The sequence below is a fragment of the Streptomyces sp. NPDC057900 genome (genome assembly GCF_042887885.1).
GTDB lineage: Bacteria > Actinomycetota > Actinomycetes > Streptomycetales > Streptomycetaceae > Streptomyces.
On sequence record NZ_JBHVOI010000005.1, the window covers coordinates 492850 to 512970 of the forward strand.

General features: G+C 73.0%; 19 protein-coding genes and 1 tRNA gene. 13 read left to right on the forward strand and 7 right to left on the reverse strand.

What is annotated here, in order from left to right; genetic code table 11:
• The first annotated feature begins 15 nt into the window (after positions 1 to 15).
• The 3 genes from coaE to ACFVQ0_RS22450 all read left to right on the forward strand — a co-directional run bounded on the left by coaE (position 16) and on the right by ACFVQ0_RS22450 (position 2243).
• On the forward strand, positions 16 to 618 hold the full coding sequence (gene coaE / locus ACFVQ0_RS22440; protein ID WP_390090571.1) for a dephospho-CoA kinase: 603 nt from the start codon (positions 16 to 18) through the stop codon (positions 616 to 618).
• Positions 619 to 684: 66 nt separating this feature from the next.
• On the forward strand, positions 685 to 1047 hold the full coding sequence (locus tag ACFVQ0_RS22445) for a tetratricopeptide repeat protein (RefSeq protein WP_311306287.1): 363 nt from the start codon (positions 685 to 687) through the stop codon (positions 1045 to 1047).
• Positions 1048 to 1124: 77 nt separating this feature from the next.
• Entirely contained in the window at positions 1125 to 2243 is a 1119-nt protein-coding gene (locus tag ACFVQ0_RS22450; RefSeq protein WP_390090573.1) for an ADP-ribosylglycohydrolase family protein, read from the forward strand.
• Between the two features lie 13 nt (positions 2244 to 2256).
• On the opposite strand, the gene ACFVQ0_RS22455 is transcribed toward ACFVQ0_RS22450, so the two are convergent.
• From ACFVQ0_RS22455 to ACFVQ0_RS22465, 3 genes are read right to left on the reverse strand one after another with little or no spacing between them, the layout of a single operon-like run.
• Positions 2257 to 3345, reverse strand: a complete 1089-nt coding sequence (locus ACFVQ0_RS22455; protein ID WP_390090575.1) for a tyrosine-protein phosphatase — start codon at positions 3343 to 3345, stop codon at positions 2257 to 2259.
• A 56-nt stretch (positions 3346 to 3401) separates the two neighbouring features.
• Complete coding sequence (locus tag ACFVQ0_RS22460; RefSeq protein WP_390090577.1) at positions 3402 to 5393, reverse strand: hypothetical protein; 1992 nt, start codon at positions 5391 to 5393, stop codon at positions 3402 to 3404.
• A gap of 3 nt (positions 5394 to 5396) precedes the next feature.
• Complete coding sequence (locus tag ACFVQ0_RS22465; protein WP_390090579.1) at positions 5397 to 6296, reverse strand: SGNH/GDSL hydrolase family protein; 900 nt, start codon at positions 6294 to 6296, stop codon at positions 5397 to 5399.
• A gap of 187 nt (positions 6297 to 6483) precedes the next feature.
• On the opposite strand from ACFVQ0_RS22465, the gene ACFVQ0_RS22470 reads away from it, so the two are divergent.
• Positions 6484 to 7695 carry a PucR family transcriptional regulator gene (locus ACFVQ0_RS22470; protein ID WP_390090774.1) on the forward strand — a complete coding sequence of 404 codons (1212 nt, stop codon included), beginning with the start codon at positions 6484 to 6486 and terminating at the stop codon, positions 7693 to 7695.
• Between the two features lie 37 nt (positions 7696 to 7732).
• The gene (locus ACFVQ0_RS22475) at positions 7733 to 8428 is read left to right on the forward strand and encodes a class I SAM-dependent methyltransferase (protein ID WP_390090580.1); all 696 of its coding nucleotides are present in this window, start codon (positions 7733 to 7735) and stop codon (positions 8426 to 8428) included.
• A gap of 68 nt (positions 8429 to 8496) precedes the next feature.
• On the opposite strand, the gene ACFVQ0_RS22480 is transcribed toward ACFVQ0_RS22475, so the two are convergent.
• On the reverse strand, positions 8497 to 8844 hold the full coding sequence (locus tag ACFVQ0_RS22480) for a hypothetical protein (RefSeq protein ID WP_390090582.1): 348 nt from the start codon (positions 8842 to 8844) through the stop codon (positions 8497 to 8499).
• Positions 8845 to 9120: 276 nt separating this feature from the next.
• On the opposite strand from ACFVQ0_RS22480, the gene ACFVQ0_RS22485 reads away from it, so the two are divergent.
• From ACFVQ0_RS22485 to ACFVQ0_RS22505, 5 genes are all read left to right on the forward strand, one after another.
• A complete protein-coding gene (locus tag ACFVQ0_RS22485) occupies positions 9121 to 10176 on the forward strand; it encodes a slipin family protein (protein WP_390090584.1) in 1056 nt (351 codons plus the stop codon).
• A 181-nt stretch (positions 10177 to 10357) separates the two neighbouring features.
• The gene (locus tag ACFVQ0_RS22490) at positions 10358 to 13237 is read left to right on the forward strand and encodes a DEAD/DEAH box helicase (protein WP_390090586.1); all 2880 of its coding nucleotides are present in this window, start codon (positions 10358 to 10360) and stop codon (positions 13235 to 13237) included.
• The gene (locus ACFVQ0_RS22495; protein ID WP_390090588.1) at positions 13234 to 14547 is read left to right on the forward strand and encodes an SWIM zinc finger family protein; all 1314 of its coding nucleotides are present in this window, start codon (positions 13234 to 13236) and stop codon (positions 14545 to 14547) included. Before ACFVQ0_RS22490 ends, ACFVQ0_RS22495 begins: the two co-directional genes overlap by 4 nt.
• A gap of 86 nt (positions 14548 to 14633) precedes the next feature.
• Positions 14634 to 15365 (forward strand): hypothetical protein, encoded by a 732-nt coding sequence (locus tag ACFVQ0_RS22500; RefSeq protein ID WP_390090590.1) that lies wholly within the window; start codon positions 14634 to 14636, stop codon positions 15363 to 15365.
• Positions 15366 to 15398: 33 nt separating this feature from the next.
• Positions 15399 to 15485: transfer RNA gene (locus ACFVQ0_RS22505), tRNA-OTHER, on the forward strand.
• 313 nt (positions 15486 to 15798) lie between these two features.
• Here the strand turns inward: ACFVQ0_RS22505 and ACFVQ0_RS22510 are convergent.
• Together ACFVQ0_RS22510 and ACFVQ0_RS22515 are read right to left on the reverse strand one after the other, a co-directional pair.
• Positions 15799 to 16428 carry a peptidase gene (locus ACFVQ0_RS22510; protein ID WP_390090592.1) on the reverse strand — a complete coding sequence of 210 codons (630 nt, stop codon included), beginning with the start codon at positions 16426 to 16428 and terminating at the stop codon, positions 15799 to 15801.
• A 27-nt stretch (positions 16429 to 16455) separates the two neighbouring features.
• A complete protein-coding gene (locus ACFVQ0_RS22515) occupies positions 16456 to 17667 on the reverse strand; it encodes a pyridoxal phosphate-dependent aminotransferase (RefSeq protein ID WP_390090594.1) in 1212 nt (403 codons plus the stop codon).
• An 85-nt stretch (positions 17668 to 17752) separates the two neighbouring features.
• On the opposite strand from ACFVQ0_RS22515, the gene ACFVQ0_RS22520 reads away from it, so the two are divergent.
• Together ACFVQ0_RS22520 and ACFVQ0_RS22525 are read left to right on the forward strand one after the other, a co-directional pair.
• Positions 17753 to 18427, forward strand: a complete 675-nt coding sequence (locus ACFVQ0_RS22520; RefSeq protein WP_390090596.1) for a winged helix-turn-helix transcriptional regulator — start codon at positions 17753 to 17755, stop codon at positions 18425 to 18427.
• Positions 18428 to 18532: 105 nt separating this feature from the next.
• Complete coding sequence (locus ACFVQ0_RS22525; protein WP_390090598.1) at positions 18533 to 19012, forward strand: cupin domain-containing protein; 480 nt, start codon at positions 18533 to 18535, stop codon at positions 19010 to 19012.
• Between the two features lie 26 nt (positions 19013 to 19038).
• Here ACFVQ0_RS22525 and ACFVQ0_RS22530 read toward each other — a convergent pair whose 3' ends face one another.
• Complete coding sequence (locus ACFVQ0_RS22530; protein ID WP_390090600.1) at positions 19039 to 19404, reverse strand: nuclear transport factor 2 family protein; 366 nt, start codon at positions 19402 to 19404, stop codon at positions 19039 to 19041.
• Between the two features lie 41 nt (positions 19405 to 19445).
• Here ACFVQ0_RS22530 and ACFVQ0_RS22535 point away from each other — a divergent pair, with 41 nt between their 5' ends.
• Entirely contained in the window at positions 19446 to 20120 is a 675-nt protein-coding gene (locus ACFVQ0_RS22535) for a hypothetical protein (RefSeq protein WP_390090602.1), read from the forward strand.
• The last annotated feature ends 1 nt before the right edge of the window (position 20121 follow it).

The window sequence follows — 20121 nt, forward strand, 5'->3', positions numbered from 1 at the left end:
CGCTAGGCTGCCGCCATGCTGAAAGTGGGCCTGACCGGTGGAATCGGCGCCGGCAAGAGCGCGGTGTCCGCGCTGCTCGTCGGCCACGGAGCCGTCCTCGTCGACGCCGACCGGATCGCCCGCGAGGTCGTCGAACCCGGCACCCCCGGGCTCGCCGCTCTCGTAGCGGAGTTCGGCACCGGGGTCCTCGCCCCGGACGGCACCCTGGACCGGCCGAAGCTCGGCTCGATCGTCTTCTCCGACGCCGGACGGCTGGCCGCCCTCAACGCGATCGTCCACCCGCTGGTCGGCGCCCGCTCCGCCGAGCTGGAGCGGGCCGCGGGCACCGGCTCCGTGGTCGTCCACGACGTGCCCCTCCTCACGGAGAACGGCCTCGCCCCCCTGTACGACCTGGTCGTCGTCGTCGATGCCGCCCCCGAGACCCAGCTCGACCGGCTCGTGCGACTGCGCGGGATGACGGAGGCCGACGCGCGGGCCCGGATGGCCGCGCAGGCCACCCGCGAGGAGCGGCTCGCCGTCGCGGACCTGGTCATCGACAACGACGGACCTGTCGAGGCCCTCGCCCCGCAGGTCCGCGAGGTCTGGTCGGAGCTGGTGCGGCGGGCGGCGGCGGGCTGACCCGGACCGGAATACCGGCCCACGCAGCGACGTTCACACCGAGGTGGCCGAGGGAAGGATGCGACTGTGCCCGAGAGGAACCCGGAAACCGACGTCATAGACTTCCGCGCGGCCGAACAGCTGCTCGCGGCGCGCGATCCCCGGGGTGCCGTGAAGCTGCTCGACTCGGTGATCGCCTCGCACCCGGAGAACACCGCGGCCCGGCTGCTGCGCGCCCGCGCCTTCTTCGCTGCCGCCCAACTCCGCCCCGCAGAGCTGGAGTTCGAGCTCGTCCTGGAACGCGAACCGGACAACGCATTCGCGCACTTCGCGCTGGCCCGCACCTTCGAGCGGGCCGGCCATCCGGAGCGGGCCACCCGCCACTTCAGGCTCGCGGCGGCTCTCGACCCCAACCCGGAGTACCTGAGGGCCGCCCGCTTCGACGGCTGACGCGCGAATCCCGCCGGGCCGAAGAGGGCCCGGTCCGGTCCCCATAGACTCAGCCCGAGAGAGTGGGGGTGCCGGCGATGAGCGCTGCGGCATGGGGGAACGGTTCCGTCCGAAGGTCCCGCGTCCGGGGATGTCTGCTGGGCGGGGCGATAGGGGACGCGCTGGGCAACCCGGTGGAGTTCCTGTCGCTCGCGGGTATCCGGCGGGCTCACGGAGAACAGGGCGTACGCGGCCTGACCGCCGACGGGGACGGCGTCACCGGGCGCGTCACGGACGACACGCAGATGACGCTGTTCACCGCGGAAGGCCTGATCAGGGCCCACTCCAGGGCCATGGCCAAGGGCATCGGCGGCGCCGAGACCGCCGTCATCAGGCACGCCTACCTGCGCTGGCTCGACACCCAGAACCACCCCGCGCCGCCCGCCCGCGGCGGCGACGACCTGGTCCGCACCGGCTGGCTCAGGGAGCAGCCCTGGCTGTACGCGCGGCGGGCCCCCGGCAACGCCTGCCTGACCGGGCTCGCGGCCGGCCACACCCCGGACCCGAGGGCCCCGCTCGGCAGCGCCGGCCCGGTCAACACCGCCTCCAAGGGCTGCGGCACGGTGATGCGCTCCGCCCCCTTCGGGCTGACCGGCGGCCCCGTGGACGAGAGCTTCGGGCTGGCCGCCCGCTGTGCGCGGATCACCCATGGCCACGTCACCGGCGCCTACGCGGCCGGTGCGCTCGCGGCGGTCGTCGCCCACCTCATGGAGGGCGACTCGCTGCCCGGCGCCGTGCTGCGGGCCATCGAGCTGCTGGCCCGCCACCCCGGCCACCAGGAGACGTCCGCCGCGCTCCGGGCGGCCTTCGAGCTGGCCGGCCGGGGCGAGCCGAGCGCGGAGAAGGTGGAGTCGCTCGGCGCGGGCTGGGTGGCGGAGGAGGCGCTCGCGATCGCCCTGTACTGCGCGCTGGTCCTGCCGCGCCCGGACCAGGTGGGCGAGGCCCTGCTGCTCTCGGTCAACCATTCGGGCGACAGCGACTCCACCGGCGCCGTCTGCGGCAACCTGCTCGGCGCCCACCACGGCGACGTACACCTTCCGCCGTCCTGGCTGGTGCGCACCGAGGGGCGGGCGGTGATCACCGAGGTGGCCGACGATCTTTCCCTGGAGTTCGAGCACCCGGTGGACTGGCCGGACGACCGCTATCCGGGGTGCTGATCAGGGCCGCGCGTCAGTCGGTCAGGAGCTTGGCGCGCAGGGCCGCCACGGTCGCCGCGTCGAGCTTCAGCCCCTCGCGTACGTAGGTGTCGAAGTCGCCGTACAGGTGGTCCGCCTCGGCGAACGCGGCGCGCAGCCAGCTCAGTTCGACGGCTTCCGGGTTGCCGGTGTACTGGTTGCTGGCGAGGAAGTCCGCCTCGACCGTGGCACGCGGGACGCCGAGCAGGGTGAGCAGGACGGCGGTGCCCCAGCCGGTCCGGTCCTTTCCGGCGCTGCAGTGGAACACCGTGGCACCCGAATCGTTCGTGGCGACGGCGGTGACCAGGTCGTGGAACGCGTAGTCCCCGCCGACGAAGTTGACCATGAACGGGTAGCCGATGGACTGGCCCAGGTCGGACGAACCGGAGAAGAGCCCGGCGGCGACGGCCTGGGCCAGGGTCATCAGGGCCGAGTCGTGGAAGCGGACACCGTGGCTGAGCGAGACGACGTCCGCGACCTGGTAGGCGACTCCGGCCGGCAGCCGGTCCGGGTCGTCGTGGCGCTCCATGGCGTTGCGCAGGTCCACATCGAGCGTGAGGTGCTGGGAGACCAGCCGCTGCTGCTCGGCGTCGGTGAGGCTGTTCAGCTTGCCGGAGCGGTAGACCAGGCCGGAGCGGACCCAGCGCCCGTCGGTGGTGCGGTAGCCGCCGATGTCACGGAAGTTGCGGGCGGACTCCAGGCCGAGGGAGCGGTCCGCGACGACCAGTGGGCTCCCACTGTCCGGGACCAGCCGGAAGTACCAGCGCCCGGACTCCGGGAGCGTTCCGGCGGGCACGGTCAGCGAGCCGGTGCCGGGGGCCGTCCCGACGGGGACGCCGGTGGTGGCGTCGGGGGAGGTGACGGCGGTGACGGTGACCGACGTGGCGGGGGAGGCCCAGGAGAGGGTGTGGCCGCCGTCGGCCGTGCGTGCGGCGGTGGCGGAGGTGAACGGTACGGCGGACTGCGCCGTAGCCGTGGCCGTCGCCGTCGCGGCGGGTGGGGCCGCGAGGGCGGACGGGGTCAGTGCCGTACCGGCGAGGAGGACGGCCGCGACGGCGGTTCCGGCTATGCGGTGCGTGCGCATGGGTGCTCCTTGTCTGTGCCCGGCGGACGTCCTGGCCCGCCGGGGCAGCGGAGGTTTCAGGAGGTGGGGGTGGCGGTGCACGGGTCGGTGCCACAGACATTGATGACACGGCCGGTGGTCAGGAAGGTGGCCTTCTGCTGACGTGCGGCGGGCGAGTTGCGGGGATCCTCGTGCGGGTCGTGGCCGTACTCGGGCCCAACGGGCGGGGTGTTGGTGAGCGGCGGCGTCGGTGTGCCGCTGTCCCACACGGTCATCGCCGAGCCCCGGTAGGGCAGTTGACGCGCACCGATGCGGCGGATGCCCCAGTACGGGACGGTGTCCGGGCTCCGTCCCGCGGCGAGTGTCGGTGACAGGACGCGGGCGCCGATGGTGCGGGCCTCCACCTCGGCCGCCGCGTTCGCGACCTGGTGGTCGCCGTAGGCGATGTGCAGCAGTACCTGGTGGTGGTCGGTGAGGTGGTTCGCGTACGCGTTCGTCTCGCCCCGGTCCCACACCATCTGGAATAGCTGGAGGACGAGCTGCTGGCGCAGCTTGTCCGGGTAGGACCCGTCCAGTACCTGCTGGAACGGTGCGAAGTCGGCGCTCCGGTTGAGGAGCAGCCCGTAGTTCATGGCGGTGACGCCCAGCACCCCGCGCCGGATGTCGGGCGAGGCCGCGACGAGTGCGCCGCCGAGGATGCCGCCCTGGCTGTTCCCGTCGTACGCCAGGCCGTGCCGGGTGTCGAGCAGCGGGCGGCCGCCGGCGGTGCGGAAGGCCGGGTCGGTGCCCAGCCCCTTGCCGTGGATCAGGGCGCGGCCGAGGAACAGGGCGTTCAGCATGCCCTGTTCGCTGCGTTCGGGGACGGCTGGGAAGAGGCTCGGGTCGGCGAGTCCGCCGAGCACGGCGGGGATGTCCTCCTGCGCCATCCCGATCCAGTCCGTCGCGCAGAACGTGAAGTCGTGCTCGGCCGCCATGTCCTTGACGTTGCCCGCGCCCACTTCCGAGCGGCTGCCCAGCAGCCCGTGCCCGTAGAGGGACGGGCGGGAGGGGGTACGGAAGGCCGCGCGCGGGATCTCGCACCGGAACTCCGCGGTCTGCGTGTTGCCGGGGAGGGCGCGCGGGGTGCCGTCCCGGCCCCGGTTCAGCACGGAAGCGGGCGGGCCGCCCGGCAGGTTCAGATAGCTGGGTACGGTGATCCGCCCGGTGACCTCGCGGGCGATCCGGGCGTCCTGGGCGGGGGTGAGGTCGGTGACCCCGGTGACGGTGAAGCCGGGCGAGCGGTCGCCGAGCCGGCGGAACGCGTCGTCGCGGATGGTGAAGAGATCGCCGCTGAGGCTCCGGGTTGACGCGACGGTGAAGTCCCAGGCCAGGTTGAGCCCTTCGGCCGCGACCCCGGCCCGGCGCAGGGCCGTGAGTGAGGGGCGGAGCCGGTCCTGGCGGGCGCGCAGCGGATCGTGGACGGGAAGCCGTCCACCGGCGACGGCGGCGAACGGGGCGGCCGCCGGGATCGTACGGCCCGTGGCGTCCTTTAGGCGGCGCAGGGCCACGGCGTAGTGGTGGCCGTCGTGGAAGTTGCGGGCGGGGTGGATCAGCAGCGCCTGCCGGGCGGGGTCCGTGGCGTTGGCGTCGAGTTCGGCCCAGTACGGCCACCGCTCACCGGTCGTGGTGTCCAGGAGGACCACGGGGGCGTCCTGGTCGAGGGAGCGGCCGATGTCGGTGAGCGGGGCCGCGCCGGTCGCGGCGAGGTCGAGCCCCGGCACCTGGGCGATCAGGGCGGAGCCGGGGGAGAAGCCGTCGGACCGGTTCCAGGCGGCCGGGTCGACCGGGAGGCCCGTCGCGGGGCGGGGGAGCACCGCGGTGTCGAAGGCCACCCGGCGGCCCGTGTCGGTGCCCGGGTCCGGCCGGGTGTACCAGTCGTTGGGGAACGGCAGCAGGCACTCGGCGGGTGCCAGCGGGTCGCAGCCTTCCCCCGGGGCGGGGCCCGCCGGAGCCGCGTGGGCGGGCGGGGCGAGCAGGGCGGCGGCGCCGAGCGCCGCCGCGAGCAGGCCGTTGAGCAGCCGCTGCCGCACGCGTCAGCTCCCCTGGAGGTGGGCGCCGATGATGCGGGCGTAGTTCGACTCGCCCTGCCGGTTCGGGTGCAGGGGTGCGGCGGCGGCCGTCGGCACGTACCCCTCGACCCACTTCTCCGAGGGGGCCTGGCAGGAGTCGTGGCCCTTGCTGGGCGTGGCGAGGTCGATGTACTCGGCGCCGTGCGCGGCGCTCTGCTGCGCGATCACCGTGTTCATCCGGTCGACGCTGCCCTGGAGGAAGTCGGCGTCCACCGGCAGCACCGGCTGGAGGGGCCAGCAGCCGCCGGGCTTGATGTACAGCCCGTACCCCGTGACGATCACCCTGGCCTGCGGCGAGCGCTGGTGGATCCCGTCCAGTACGGCGGCCATCCGGGGGACGAACTCCGCGATCCGCTGCCCCACCTGGTCCACCCCGCCCTCGTTGTACTTGTCCTTGCAGGGGGTGGCGGACGGGTCGAGGTTGGTGCAGTCCTGCGCGATGCCGACCAGGCCGGTGTCGTTGCCGCCGATGGTCAGGGTCACCAGATCGGTGTCCGCGCGCAGCGCGTCGAACTGGGGCGGCGCCGAGCCCATGGGGACGTCGAGCAGGGAGAGCGACTGCTTCTCCGTCATGTGCTTGGACGCCGCGCCGCTACAGGTGACGTCGGTCAGCGTGGCGCCCAGGCTCGCCGCCAGCTCGTGCGGGTAGTTGTGCGTGGAGCGTCCGCAGGCCAGGGGGCCGGTGATGCCCGGGATGAGCGGCCCGGAGGCCATCGAGTCCCCGAGTGCGACGTACGAGGTGGTGTCGTCGGCGGCCGCCCAGGCACCGGACGCGCCGGTGCCGACGGCCAGTCCGGTCAGCGCGAGTACACCGAGTGCTGTTCTGACGGTCCGGCAGAATGCCTTGTTCCGGGACGAGTTCACGGCTACCTCCGGTGGTGGGGGCGAGGCGGGGGCATGGCGGGTGTCGCCGGTCATCATGCAGACTCGGACGCCGTCGTTTAACTGGTGGGTAACGCAGACTTCCGCGGGGGCTTTTGTGACGCGTGACAAAGAGCGGTCCGTCGTGAGGGGCGCGGGCGCGGGACCGCAGGACTGTGGGCCGCCGCCGCTGTGTATCGCCGGGCGGCCGGTCGCCGCCCAGCTGCGCGCCCGCGCACCGGCCCTGACCAGCCGCGTCGTCGACCGGCTGCTCAGCGATCTGCCGGTCTACGCGGAGCTGCCCCACGAGGAGATCGCGGGCGATATCGCGGACATCGTCCAGCACAACCTGCGGCTCTTCGCCGACGTCGTCGAGCACCGCCGCCCCGCCACCGACGCCGAACTCGCCCAGCAGCGCGACTCGGCGGCCCAGCGCGCGGAGGAGGGCGTACCGCTCGACGCCATCCTCACCGCGTACCAGGTCGGCATCGCGATGTGCTGGCAGGAGACCGCCCAGGACGCGGGCCCCGCCGACCTGCCGGCCGTACTGGAGATCATGGACCGCATCATGGTCCTCCAGCAGCAGCTGACCTCGGCGGTGAGCGGCGCCTATCTGGAGGCCCGGCAGATCCTGGACAGCCAGGAACACGGCGGCCGGCACGCCCTGATGGCCGCCCTGCTGACCGGTGAGTCCCTGGAACTCCTCACCCAGCGCACCGGGCTGCGTCCGGCGGCCGGCTATCTGACGATGACCCTCGCGCTCGCCCCGCACCCCGACGAGACGGGCCAGGCGCCCGGACCCGGCACCGGGGTGGCCGCCCGCCGCAAGATCCGCCGTATCCGCACGGCCCTGGACCGGTTCGCCGGTACGCCCGCGCTGACCGCGCTCGACGCCTCCGGTGGCACCGTCCTGCTGCCCGTCGCGCAGCCGCCGCCGTGGGACGGGCCCGGCGGGCTGCGTGAGCTGATCGCGGAGGCCACCACGGCGGCCGGGGTGCCCGTCACCGCGGCCGCCGAGACCGCGGAACCGGCGGCGGTCCCGGCCGCCGTGGCCCGTAACGCGGAGATCGTCGACCTGGTCGCCCGCACCGGCCGGCCCGCCGGGCTGTACCGGCTGGCCGACGTGCTGCTGGAGTACCAGCTGAGCAGGCCCAGCGAGGCGCTGCACGGACTCGCCCGGCTGCTGCACCCGCTGGAGGCCAAACCGGAGCTGCTGCGCACGCTGGAGACCTATCTCGGGCACGGCCTGGACCGCCGGGCCGCCGCGGCGGCGCTGCACGTCCACCCCAACACCGTCGACTACCGCATCCGCCGCATCGACCGGCTGACCGGCCTCTCCCCGGCCCGCCCCGCCGACCTCCAGTACCTCAGCGCCGCGCTGGTCGCGCGCCGCTCCGTGTGAGGGGAACCGCGGATGCGGACGGTTCGTTCGGGGAAATATGAGCGGACGACTGGTACGTGAGGGCTATTCAGGGACGGGACCCGGCGCTATCACCCCGGACGGTTGTGCGGTCGAGGTGTACACCCGGCTGCCGGTCGGTGACGAACCCGACGTGATCGCCGGGGCGGTCCCCGCCGGATCGAGCATTCTGGAACTGGGCTGCGGGGCGGGCCGGGTGACGCACCCCCTGCTCCGGCGTGGCTTCGCGGTCACCGCGGTGGACGAGTCGGCGCAGATGCTGGAGCAGGTGCGGGGCGCGCGTACGGTGCGGAGCCCCATCGAGTCCCTGGACCTGGGTGACGAGACGTTCGACGTGGTGATGCTGGCGTCGTTCCTGGTGCACTCGGGTGACCACGAGGTGCGGGACGGGCTGCTGCGGACCTGCCGGAGATATGTGCGCGACGGCGGGGTGGTGCTCATTCAGCGCGAGGGGAAGGGCCGCCACGCCGACCTGCCTCGCGAGCGGGTCGACCCGGCCGGGTACACGGTCCGCATCGTCTCCTCTGAGCCGGTCGGCGACGGGGTGCATTCGGTGCACGCCGAGTACGAATTCGACGATGCGCGCTGGACGCAGACGTTCCTGTCGCGGCCGATGTCGAAGGAGCAGTTCGAGGGATATCTGGCCGCGGCCGGCCTGCGCGTGGACCGCTATCTCGCCGACGACGGGGTGTGGGTGCGGGCCGTGCCCGAGTAGCCGGGGCGGCCGGGCAGCCGGGAAGGCGGGCCCCGCACCGGAGGCGGGGCCCGGTGCGGGAGCCGGGGTCAGTGCACCGTGCTGAAGCTGCGCCAGGGCAGCGAGTCGGGCGCCTTCTGGTCGGTGAACCTGGTGGCCAGATAGGTCGTGCCGGGCCCGGTGCAGTCGCGGGTGCGGTACAGGATGATGTCGATCAGGGTGCCGTTCTCCACTTCCTTGGCGCCCGCGGGGGCCAGCGGGTGGCAGCCTCGTACCGAGGGGCTGTTCACCTGGATCACGGCCTCCCGCTCGGTCGTGTAGGTGACCGGACCGACCGCGGTCCGGCCCAGGCTCGAACAGCCCGCGACGGTGAGGGTCAGGAGGACGGTCCCGGCTGCGGTGCCGAGGCGGCGTCGTCGGTTGTCGATCACGGGCATGGCAGGTCCTCGTCTGTCTCGTCCGGCTCATCCGTACGCGCTCCGTCACGCGGCCCCGTACGCCACGGGGGTACGTGCTGACGCTGGTCACCTTGCCCGCTCGCCGTCCGCCCGGCATCCGGGAGACCGCCGGGCGGGCTACCGGCGCGCGGAATGCCCCGCAGCGGAACGGCGGGGCGGAGGTTCGCCTGCTGTCGAATCAGGGCATACCGTGGTATTAGCGTCTTATCCGGCGCGGAGTGAGTGTTCGGTGTTTCCGGCTGGCAGGGGGCCGTCATGGTCCAGGTGCTCTTGACCGCTTTGGTTGTGGTGGTCCTGGCGGGTGTCGCCTACATGGCGGCCGCCGCCCGGGTCGTCAAGCAGTACGAGCGGGGTGTGGTCCTCAGATTCGGCCGGCTCCGCAACGATGTACGAGGTCCCGGGTTCACCATGGTGCTCCCTGGTGTGGACCGGCTGCGCAAGGTCAACATGCAGATCGTGACGATGCCGGTGCCTGCCCAGGACGGGATCACCCGGGACAACGTCACCGTGCGGGTGGACGCGGTCATCTACTTCAAGGTCGTCGACGCGTCGAGCGCGGTCGTCGAGGTGGAGGACTATCGGTTCGCCGTCTCGCAGATGGCGCAGACGTCCCTGCGTTCGATCATCGGCAAGAGCGATCTGGACGATCTGCTGTCCAACCGGGAGAAGCTGAACCAGGGCCTGGAGCTGATGATCGACAGCCCCGCGGTCGGCTGGGGCGTGCAGATCGACCGGGTGGAGATCAAGGACGTCTCGCTGCCGGAGACGATGAAACGCTCCATGGCGCGTCAGGCGGAGGCGGACCGGGAGAGGCGCGCCCGGGTCATCAACGCCGACGCGGAGCTCCAGGCGTCGAAGAAGCTGTCCCAGGCGGCAGCCGAGATGTCCTCCCAGCCCGCGGCGCTGCAGCTGAGGCTGCTCCAGACCGTGGTGGCGGTGGCCGCCGAGAAGAACTCCACCCTGGTGCTGCCGTTCCCGGTGGAGCTGCTCCGCTTCCTGGAACGGGCCCAGCAGCCGACCACGCCGGATGCCGTGGAGTCCCCGCCGCAGGTGCCGAAGGCGCCGGCCGGCGCGGCGCCGCCGGTGGAGCCGGCGGCGGCCGCGGGGCCTGTGGCGTCGGCGGAGTCGGAAGATTCGGAAGAGCCGGCGGAGTCGGCCGAGACCGTGTCTTCGTCCAAGCCCACGTCTCCCGCGCCCGGCCCGGCGCGGACGGCCCCCGCGCCGAAGCAGGCCCCGGCCGCCGCGAGTCCCCGGCCCCGGCCCCAGCCCCGTCCCGCGCCCAACGGCTCGAAGCCGTTCGCCAGGCACTGACGACACCGCCCACGGGCCCGCCGCCGTACCCCGCCCGGACAGCGGGGGCGGCGGCGGGCCCGTGGGCCGCTGTCAGACCCCCCGCCTAGACTCGCGAGTCAGAGGAACCCGGTGCCGGAAGGGCGCCGGGGACCGGGACCCGAGCCCTTGACCAGGGCCTTGGACGGGAAGGGAGGGGCCGGTGGCCACCGCATCACCGCCGCAGGACGCGGCTGCCGGCCGTCTGCTGCGCTGCGCGGCCGTCTTCCTTCCCGCACCGCTGCCGAGGGAGGGACGCGTCGCGTTCTGGGACCCCGAGGGGGCCCCGCTCACCCCGCTCCCCGCCCCCGGCGCGGACGGCCAGGTCTCCGAGATCACCGTCGTCCGACGGGACGGCGATCAGGGCGACGTCCGCCGGCACACCGTGCCGGCCCTCGTGCTGCCCCTGGCCGACGCCGTACCCCTGCTGGCCCGTGCCCGCCACCAGCGCTCCGCCCACCCCGCCACCCGGTGCTGGGGCGCCGCCGCGCTGCACGCGCTCCATCTGGTGGCCGGCGGCCGGATGCTCCCCGGGCTGACGCCCGAGGACCACGACGCCTGGCGGGCCGGGCCCCGCGCCGCGGAGGACGTCGCGCATCTGCGCGCGGTCGCCGCGGCCATGCCGCCCGAGGGGTACGCGGTGCCGTTCCCCGACCGCACGCCCCTCCAGGTCCCCGAGCCCGAGCCGCTCATCGCCTCCTTCCTCGACGCGGTGGCCGACACCCTGCCCCGTACACCCGCGGCGGCGTTCGCCATGGGGGCGCCCTTCGCCGCCACGGAGGCCCAGCACCTGCCCGGCGCCCGGGAGTGGGCGGTGGCGGTCGCCGCCGGGCTCGACGCGGGCGTACGGGTGTCGCTGCGCCTGGACCTCTCCGCGTACGAGCTCTTCGACACGACGGACACGGCCGGTCCCGGCAGCCCGGACGCCGCAGCACGGCATGCCGCCGCGGCCGTCACCCAGGTGCACAGCCTCGCGGACCCGACCTATGTCGTCGACGCCACCGCCCTGTGGAACGGCGGGGCGGGCGAGCCCTTCGGCCCGCGCGCCCGGGTCGACGCCGTCCTCGCGCTGCGCCGCGCCGCCCGCGTCTGGGCCCCGCTGGAACGGCTGCTCGACCAGCCCGTCCCCGATGTACTGGCCCTCACAGAGGACGAGTTGTACGAGCTGCTGAGCGACGCCGGGGCCCGGCTCTCGGCCGCCGGGGTGAGCGTGCACTGGCCCCGGGAGCTGGCCCGCTCGCTCACCGCGGCCGCTGTGGTGCGGCCCGCGCCGGGCACCGCCACCGACGGCACCGCGTTCTTCGACGCCGAACAGCTCTTCGCCTTCAACTGGCAGCTCTCGCTGGGCGACCAGCCGCTCACAGAGGCCGAGATGGACGTGCTGGCCGAGGCCCACCGGCCCGTCGTGCGGCTGCGCGACCAGTGGGTCGTCGTCGACCCCGCGCTCGTGCGCAAGGCGCGCAAGCGGGAGCTCGGCCTGCTCGATCCGGTGGACGCCCTCGCCGTCGCCCTGACCGGCAGCGCCGAGGTGGACGGCGAGCAGGTCGACGCCGTGCCGGTCGGCGCGCTCGCCGCCCTCCGCAGGCGCATCGTCGACGACGACACCACGATCGCACCGCCGCCCGGCCTCGACGCGACGCTCCGCGACTACCAGCTGCGCGGTCTCGCCTGGCTGGACCGGATGACCGCGCTCGGCCTCGGCGGCTGCCTGGCCGACGACATGGGCCTCGGCAAGACGATCACCCTCATCGCCCTCCACCTGCACCGCGCCCACCCCGCGCCCACCCTGGTGATCTGCCCCGCATCCCTGCTGGGCAACTGGCACCGGGAGATCAACCGCTTCGCGCCCGGCGTGCCCGTGCGCCGGTTCCACGGCACGGACCGCAGCCTCGCCGAGCCCGACGGCGGCTTCGTCCTCACCACGTACGGCACCATGCGCTCCAGCGCCGCCGAACTGGCCGCGCACAGCTGGGGACTGGTCGTCGCCGACGAGGCGCAGCACGTGAAGAATCCGCACTCCTCGACGGCGAAGGCGCTGCGCACCATCCCGTCCCCGGCCCGGGTCGCCCTGACCGGCACCCCCGTGGAGAACAACCTCTCCGAGCTGTGGGCGCTGCTCGACTGGACGACGCCCGGACTGCTGGGCCCCCTCAAGGCGTTCCGGGCCCGGCACGCCCGGATCGTGGAGAACACCGGCACGGCCGCCGGGATCGGCAACGACGAGGCGGTCGAGCGGCTCTCCCGGCTGGTCCGCCCGTTCCTGCTGCGCCGCAAGAAGTCGGACCCGGGCATCGCGCCCGAGCTGCCACCCAAGACGGAGACCGACCACCCCGTCTTCCTCACCCGCGAACAGGCCACGCTCTACGAGGCCACGGTGCGCGAGACCATGGCGTACATCGAGGCGTCGGAGGGCATCGCCCGGCGCGGCCTCATCATGAAGCTGCTGGCCTCGCTCAAGCAGATCTGCAACCACCCCGCGCAGTATCTGAAGGAGGAGCCGACCCGGCTCACCGGCCGCTCAGGAAAGCTCGCCCTGCTCGACGAGCTCCTCGACACGATCCTCGCGGAGGACGGCTCCGTCCTCGTCTTCACCCAGTACGTGACGATGGCCCGGCTGCTCTCCGCGCACCTCACCGCACGGGCGATCCCCTCCCAACTCCTGCACGGCGGCACACCGGTGGCAGAGCGGGAACGGATGGTCGACCGCTTCCAGTCCGGCGAGGTGCCGGTGTTCCTGCTCTCGCTGAAGGCGGCCGGCACCGGGCTGAACCTCACCAGGGCCGCCCATGTCATCCACTACGACCGCTGGTGGAACCCGGCCGTCGAGGAACAGGCCACCGACCGCGCCTACCGCATCGGGCAGACCCAGCCGGTCCAGGTGCACCGGCTGATCGCGGAGGGCACGGTCGAGGACCGGATCGGTGAGATGCTGCTGGCCAAGCGCGCCCTGGCCGACGCCGTGCTCGGCACCGGGGAGACGGCGCTGACCGAGCTCAGCGACCGCGATCTGGCCGACCTCGTCTCCCTCCGGAGGCCGTCATGAGCCCCCGCCCCGACCCCCGGCCGCCCGCCAGCGCGGCGAGGCCCGTCACCCGGTCCCGGCCGGGCCCCGACGACCTGCGGCGGACCTTCGAGGCGGTCCCGGCGCGGACGTCCGGCGACGACGAGCCGTTCGCCGACAGCTGGTGGGGCCGGGCCTGGGTGGCGGCGCTCGAAGCCCTCTCGATGGACGCGGCGAGACTCGCCAGGGGCCGCGCGTACGCGGACGGCGGGCACGTCGCCGCGGTCACCGTCACCCCAGGCCGCGTCGTCGCCTACGTGCACGGCAGCCGGCCCCGGCCCTACCGTGCCGAACTGCGGCTGCGCACCCTCACCGACGCCGACTGGGACACTTTCCTCGACGCGGTCGCGGTCCGCCCGGACCACCTGGCCGCGCTGCTCACCAAGGAGATGCCGCACTCCCTGGTGGACACGGCGGCCGCCTCCGGCGTCACGCTGCTCCCCGCGGCGAACGACCTGGACCCCAGCTGCTCCTGCCCCGACCACGGCTGGCCCTGCAAACACGTCTCCGCGCTCTGCTACCAGATGGCCCGGCTCCTGGACGCCGACCCGTTCGTCCTCCTGCTGCTGCGCGGCCGGGGCGAGCGCGAACTCCTGGAGGACCTCGGCCACCGCAACGCCGCGCACTCCGTACGGGAGCGGCCCGAGGCCCCCGCCACCCCCTCCGTACCGGCGCGGGACGCGCTGGCGGACCGCTTCCTGCCACCGCTGCCCGCCCCGTTCCCGGTGGCGCCGCACCCCGGGCAGCCGCCCTCGTACCCGAGCCTGCCCGGCAGCCGCGACCCGCTCGCCCTCGACCAGCTCGCCACGGACGCGGCCGCCCGTGCCCACGCCCTGCTCACCACCGGCCGCGACCCGCTCGCCGGGCTCACCCCCTGGCAGGACGCCGTCCGGCTGGCCGCGGCCCGCCCCACCGCCGGGCTCACCGCCACCACCCGTGCCCTCTACCGCGAGCTGGCCTCCGCGACCGGCCGCAACATCACCGACCTGGCCCGCGCCGTGGCCGCCTGGCGCCAGGGCGGGGCCGAGGGGCTGGACGTCCTGGAATCGCAGTGGGACCCTCCGGCGGGCCCGTTCGACCGGGCCCGCCCGGCTCTCGCCGCCGCCGGATTCCCCCGCTTCCAGCCCTGGCGCAACCACCTCACCCACCCCGGCGGCACGCTCCAGCTCCGCTTCGGCCACGACGGCCGCTGGTACGGCTACGAGTCGGACCCCGGCCAGGACGAGTGGTGGCCGCGCGCCGCACCGGACACCGACCCGGTGGGCGCGCTCCTGGAGCTCAGCGGCGGCTGACCGCTCGCCCCTCGGGACGGACATCGGATCCGGGTCCGGCCAAAAAGCGCTGGTGCGGCGGGTGTTGATGTTGCTAGCTTCCGGGTGTGGCGAAACTCAATCAGATCATCGCAGTGGAGAAGGGCGTCAAGTCCAAGGCTCACCAGGACCTGACGGCGGCGCATCACGGCCTCCAGAAGGCCGGTCTGCTGGCCGGGATCTCCCGGACGTACCAGCCGAAGGACGAGGAGGGTGAGCAGCTGCCGCCCGAGTCGACACCGGTGCAGATCAAGGCCGAGGACGTGCTGAGCCAGACGGCGACGACCCTCACCCGGCTGTTCGACGTGACCGCCACCAAGGACTGGGCGAACTGTGACGCCCGCGCCGACATCTCGGTCGACGGCCGGGTGCTGGTGCCCGGCGTGCCGGTGTCGTATCTGCTCTTCCTGGAGAAGCAGCTCACCGACATCACCACCTTCATCCGCAAGCTGCCGGTGCTCGAAGCCTCGGAGGCCTGGGCCCAGGACCCGTCCACCGACTCGTGGAAGACCGAGCCGGTGCGGACCCTGCGGACCAAGAAGGTGCCCCGCAACCACGTGAAGGCGGAGGCCACCGAGAAGCACCCGGCGCAGGTCGAGGTGTACTACGAGGACGTCCCGGTCGGCTACTGGACGACCGTGAAGTTCTCCGGGGCGCTGCCCGCGCGGCGGATCAACGAGCTGACCGACCGGGTCGAGAAGCTCCAGCAGGCCGTCAAGTTCGCCCGCGAGGAGGCCAACGGCGTGGACGTCACGGACCAGCGGGTGGGTGATGCGGTATTCGGTTACCTCTTCGGGTGACCGACCAAGGAATCCCCGGCGGCGGTCGAAGCCGTCGGGGTGCGCGAGGAGCGCAAAGCTGAAACTGAAGTTTGTCGTGACGACGCGGTTACGGTGGAGGTTCGAGTCCTCCCCCCGGCACTTCCGCAGCTCCCGCGGACGCGGGCCGGGGTGGCCCAACTGGCAGAGGCAGACCGCGATCAATCTCAGACTCTTGCTCCAGACTCAGCATGCGCCGCCTATCGCCGAATCGACCGGGCCCGTGCCCGTGTGCGTCGAGATGCCGGTTCGACTCCGGCCCGCGGAGCTTCGGTCCGCGGTCGTCTAAAGGCAGGATGCGACGACATAAAACTGATACGGGACCTTAAACGTGTCGGCGTGCAGTACAGGCGGCATCACAGGGCTCGGGGGTCGGCTACACCCCCGGGCCCGCTCCTGTTCCGGGACCGGCGCGTCACGCCCGCGCGGACAGCGACACCCCGCGCCCGGCGAAGAACCGCGCGAACTCGGTCAGCGGAAGCTCCGCCGCCCGGGTCTTCTCGCTCGTGCCCGAGGGATTGTGGAAGTGCACGCCCGCGCCGTCGGCCGTACGCGAGGTCAGGAGCACCAGGTGCCCGCCCTGTCCAGGCGCCGGCCGGTCCGGATGACGGATCGCGTAGTGCACCGACGCCATGACGGACCGGCCCGCGTCCAGCAGGTCCGGGATCTCCTCCGGCGAGAGGTGGCGGTGGACGGTGGCATCGAGGCCGTGGCTCTCGCGCACGTAGTCGGCGAAGGGGGCGTAGACCAGGCCGCGGATCGCGCCGTCCGGGTCCTCGGTGTACGCGCCGTACCCGAGCGCTCCGTCGCGCAGCGCGAAGAGGGCCGGGGCGTCGGCGCCGAGCGCCATGCGCAGACAGGTCATACCGCACAGGTGCCCCGCCCAGCGCGCGTACTCCTGCGGCGACTTCGCGCCCGACTCCGCCCACGCGGGGTCGGAGGCCGGGTCCAGTCCGCCCTCGACGATCGGCCCGACCAGCTCGAACGAGGCGAACTGGGTGTGCACGGGGACCCGGCAGGCGGTGCAGGAGGAGGGGCTCACCATCGGTATCCGTTCATCCGCCGCGTCCGGTCACTGCCGGTATCCGGTCAGGAAGCGGCCGATCCGGCTGATGGCCGCGTCAAGATCGTCAGCGTACGGGAGGGTCAGGATCCGGAAGTGGTCGGGCCGGGGCCAGTTGAAGCCGGTGCCCTGCACGACCTGGATCTTCTCGCGCAGCAACAGGTCCAGGACGAACTTCTCGTCGTCCACGAGGGGGTGCACCTTCGGGTCGATGCGAGGGAAGGCGTACAGCGCCCCCTTCGGCTTCACGCAGGACACCCCGGGGATCTCGTTCAGCTTCTCCCAGGCGCGGTTGCGCTGCTCGTACAGCCTGCCGCCCGGCACCACCAGCTCCCGGATCGACTGCCGGCCGCCGAGCGCGGCCTGGATGGCGTACTGCGCCGGGGCGTTGGGGCACAGCCGCATGGAGGCGAGCATGGTCAGCCCCTCCAGATAGCTGCGCGCGTGCTGCTTCGGACCGGACACCACCATCCAGCCCGAGCGGAACCCGGCCACCCGGTACGTCTTGGACAGGCCGCTGAAGGTGAGGCAGACCAGGTCGGGGGCGAGGACCGCCACGCTGTGGTGCTCGGCGTCGTCGTACAGGATCTGGTCGTAGATCTCGTCGGCGAACACCATCAGGCCGTGCCTGCGGGCCAGATCGAGGATGCCTTCGAGGACCTCGCGCGGATACACGGCGCCGGTCGGATTGTTCGGGTTGATGATCACGACGGCCCTGGTCCGGTCGGTGATCTTCGACGCCATGTCGGCCAGGTCGGGGTTCCAGTCCGAGGCTTCGTCACACATGTAGTGCACGGCCTTGCCGCCGGCCAGCGTCGTCACCGCGGTCCACAGCGGGTAGTCCGGGGACGGGATCAGCACCTCGTCACCGTCCTCCAGCAGACCCTGCACGGCCATCGAGATCAGCTCGGAGACCCCGTTGCCGAGGAAGATGTCGTCCACGCCGACCTCGGTCAGCCCCATCGCCTGGTAGCGCTGCGCCACGGCCCGGCGGGCGGAGAGGACGCCGCGCGAATCGGTGTAGCCGTGGGCCTGCGGAAGCATCCGGATCATGTCCTGGACGATCTCCTCGGGCGCCTCGAAACCGAACTGCGCCGGGTTGCCCGTGTTGAGCCGCAGCACGCTGTGGCCCGCCTCCTCCAGGGCGTTGGCGTGTTCGATGACCGGGCCCCGGATCTCGTAGCAGACCTCGTTGAGCTTGCTGGACTGGCGGAATTCCATGCGGTGCCTCCCCGACCCGACTGTGATACTTGGTTTTACCAAGCTTGAGCTTGGAAAGTCCAACAACATGTCTAGACTGCGTCGCATGCCACGTGAGCAACAGCCCGCAACCCGCCCGGCCCGGCGCCGGAGTTACGACCAGTTCTGCGCCGGCGCCCGCGCCCTGGACGCCGTCGGTGACCGGTGGACCCTGCTGATCGTCCGTGAACTGCTGGCCGGTCCGCGCCGGTACACCGATCTGCACGCGGATCTGCCCGGCGTCAGCACGGACGTCCTGGCCTCCCGGCTCAAGGACATGGAGCAGGGCGGACTGGCCACCCGCCGCCGGCTGCCGCCGCCCGCCGCCGCGGTGTACGAACTCACCGAACGCGGCCACGGACTGCTGCCCGTCCTCGCCGCGCTGGCCGAATGGGGGGCGCCCGCCCTCGCGGAGCGCCGGCCCACGGACGCGGTCCGGGCGCACTGGTTCGCGCTGCCCCTGCTGCGCGCGCTGGACGGGCCCGGCGGGCCGGCCGGTGACGGAGTGCTCGACGTACAGCTGGAGGAGGGCGAGTTCCACGTCCGTACGGGGGTGCGGGAGCCCGGCAGCGCGGTCTACGGGGACGGCCCCGCGGACCGCGCCGACGCGCGCATCGTGCTCGACGCCGAGCTCTGCCTCGCCCTCGGGCGCGGTGAGGCGACCCTCACGGAGGCGGTCAGGGACGGACGCGTCGAGGTGTCCGGCGAAGGGCCGCTCGCCGCCGGGCTGCGGGGCGAATGACGACGCCGGGACGGTTCGCCCGGCCGACTCCTGGGTAGCGTCGGGGCGTTTGGGATGCCAGGGGCATCGGATGATGCCCGGGGCACTGATGCGAAGGAGTTGTCCATGAGACGTGGCGGACAGCAGGGTCGGACGGTCAAGGCGCTGGTCATCGGGGGCTGTGCGGCAGCGCTCTGCTTCTTGCCGTCGGCGGCCGTCGCCACGCCCGGCAGCGGTGTGAGCGGCACCGTCGTCGCGGAGGGCACCTCGCCGGGCAAGCTGAAGGTGAGGACGCCGAAGGGCCGTACCGACGTCACCTTCCGGAAGATCACCGTCGAGCCCGGCGGTTCCACCGGCTGGCACACCCACCGGGGCCAGCTGATCGCGGTGGTCAAGAAGGGGACGCTGACCCGCACCCTGGACGACTGCTCGGTCGAGGTGACGCCCGCCGGAACGTCCTTCATCGAGCCGTCCGGCGCCAAGCACCGCCACATCGGGCGCAACCTGGGGACCGAGCCGGTCGTCCTCTGGGTGACCTATCTGCTGCCCGAGGGCAGCGAACTCTCCGACGACGCCGACGCCGTGGACTGCGGCGCGACGAAGTGAGCCGGGGCGGAGGCTCGCCCCTGCCGTCAGCGGGCGAGCGTCTCCCCGTACGCGCCGAGGCCGGCGATCACCAGCCCGTCCCGGAACGTCAGCACCTCGTACACCCGGCCGCCGATCTGGTTGCGGTAGTCGATCACCAGGGTGTCCACGCCCGCCCGGACGTCCATCACCTCGAACTCCAGGTCCGGGATGAGCTCAAGACCGCGCGCCCAGTACGCACGCAGCTGGTCCTTGCCGCGCACGGTGCCTGAGGGGTCGCCGGTGAAGCGGGCGATCATGGGCGAGCTGAACGTCACGTCCTCGTGATAGTGCGTCAGGATGCGTTCCAGATCATGGGAGTTCCAGTCGTCCTGCCACTGCGAGGCGAACGTGCGGGCGAATTCGAGGTCCATGGGGAAGATCGTACGAGGCGGCGCCGGGAAGGTGGCAGGCAGTGAGTGGAGCGGGCCCCGGGGACCTCGATCCGGCGCGCCGGGCCGCGCTGGCGCGGCAGCTCCTGGGCGCGCTCCGCTCCCACTGCGCCGGATCGCGGGCGGAACCGAGGGGGTCGCTCGCGCGGGGGACCGCCGACGCGTACAGCGATATCGACCTCCGCTGGATCGTGCCCGACGGCCGGTTCGCGGACCGCGTCGCCGCCGTTCCGGAACTGCTCGGTACGGTCCGGCACGTCGCCTCGCTGCGGGTCGACCCCGAGCTGGGCAACTCCCGGGGCAGGCGGCTGCTCTTCGTCGACTTCGACGGGCTGCCCCTCTTCTGGCGGCTGGATCTGGAGATCGTGGCGCTGTCCGTCGCGGACCTGCCCGGCTACGACCAGGACAACCCGGCGGCGCGCAGCGACGACTGGTCGAGGCCCGCCAGCGCGCTCGCCAACGCCGTCGCCGCCGTGAAGGCGCTGCTGCGCGGCCGCCCGGAGACCGCCGGGGGCCTGCTGGAACGCGGCTTCGCCCGGATCGGGGTGGCGGACCCGCTCTGCGGCGACTGGTACACCGACATCACCCGCCTCGCCGCTGCCGCCGCCGCGATCGAGCCCGCCCGGCGCCCGCTCGCCGAACGCGTCGTGCGGCTGGCGGCGGACCACCGCTCGTCCCTCGGCGGGCCGGGGCGATGAT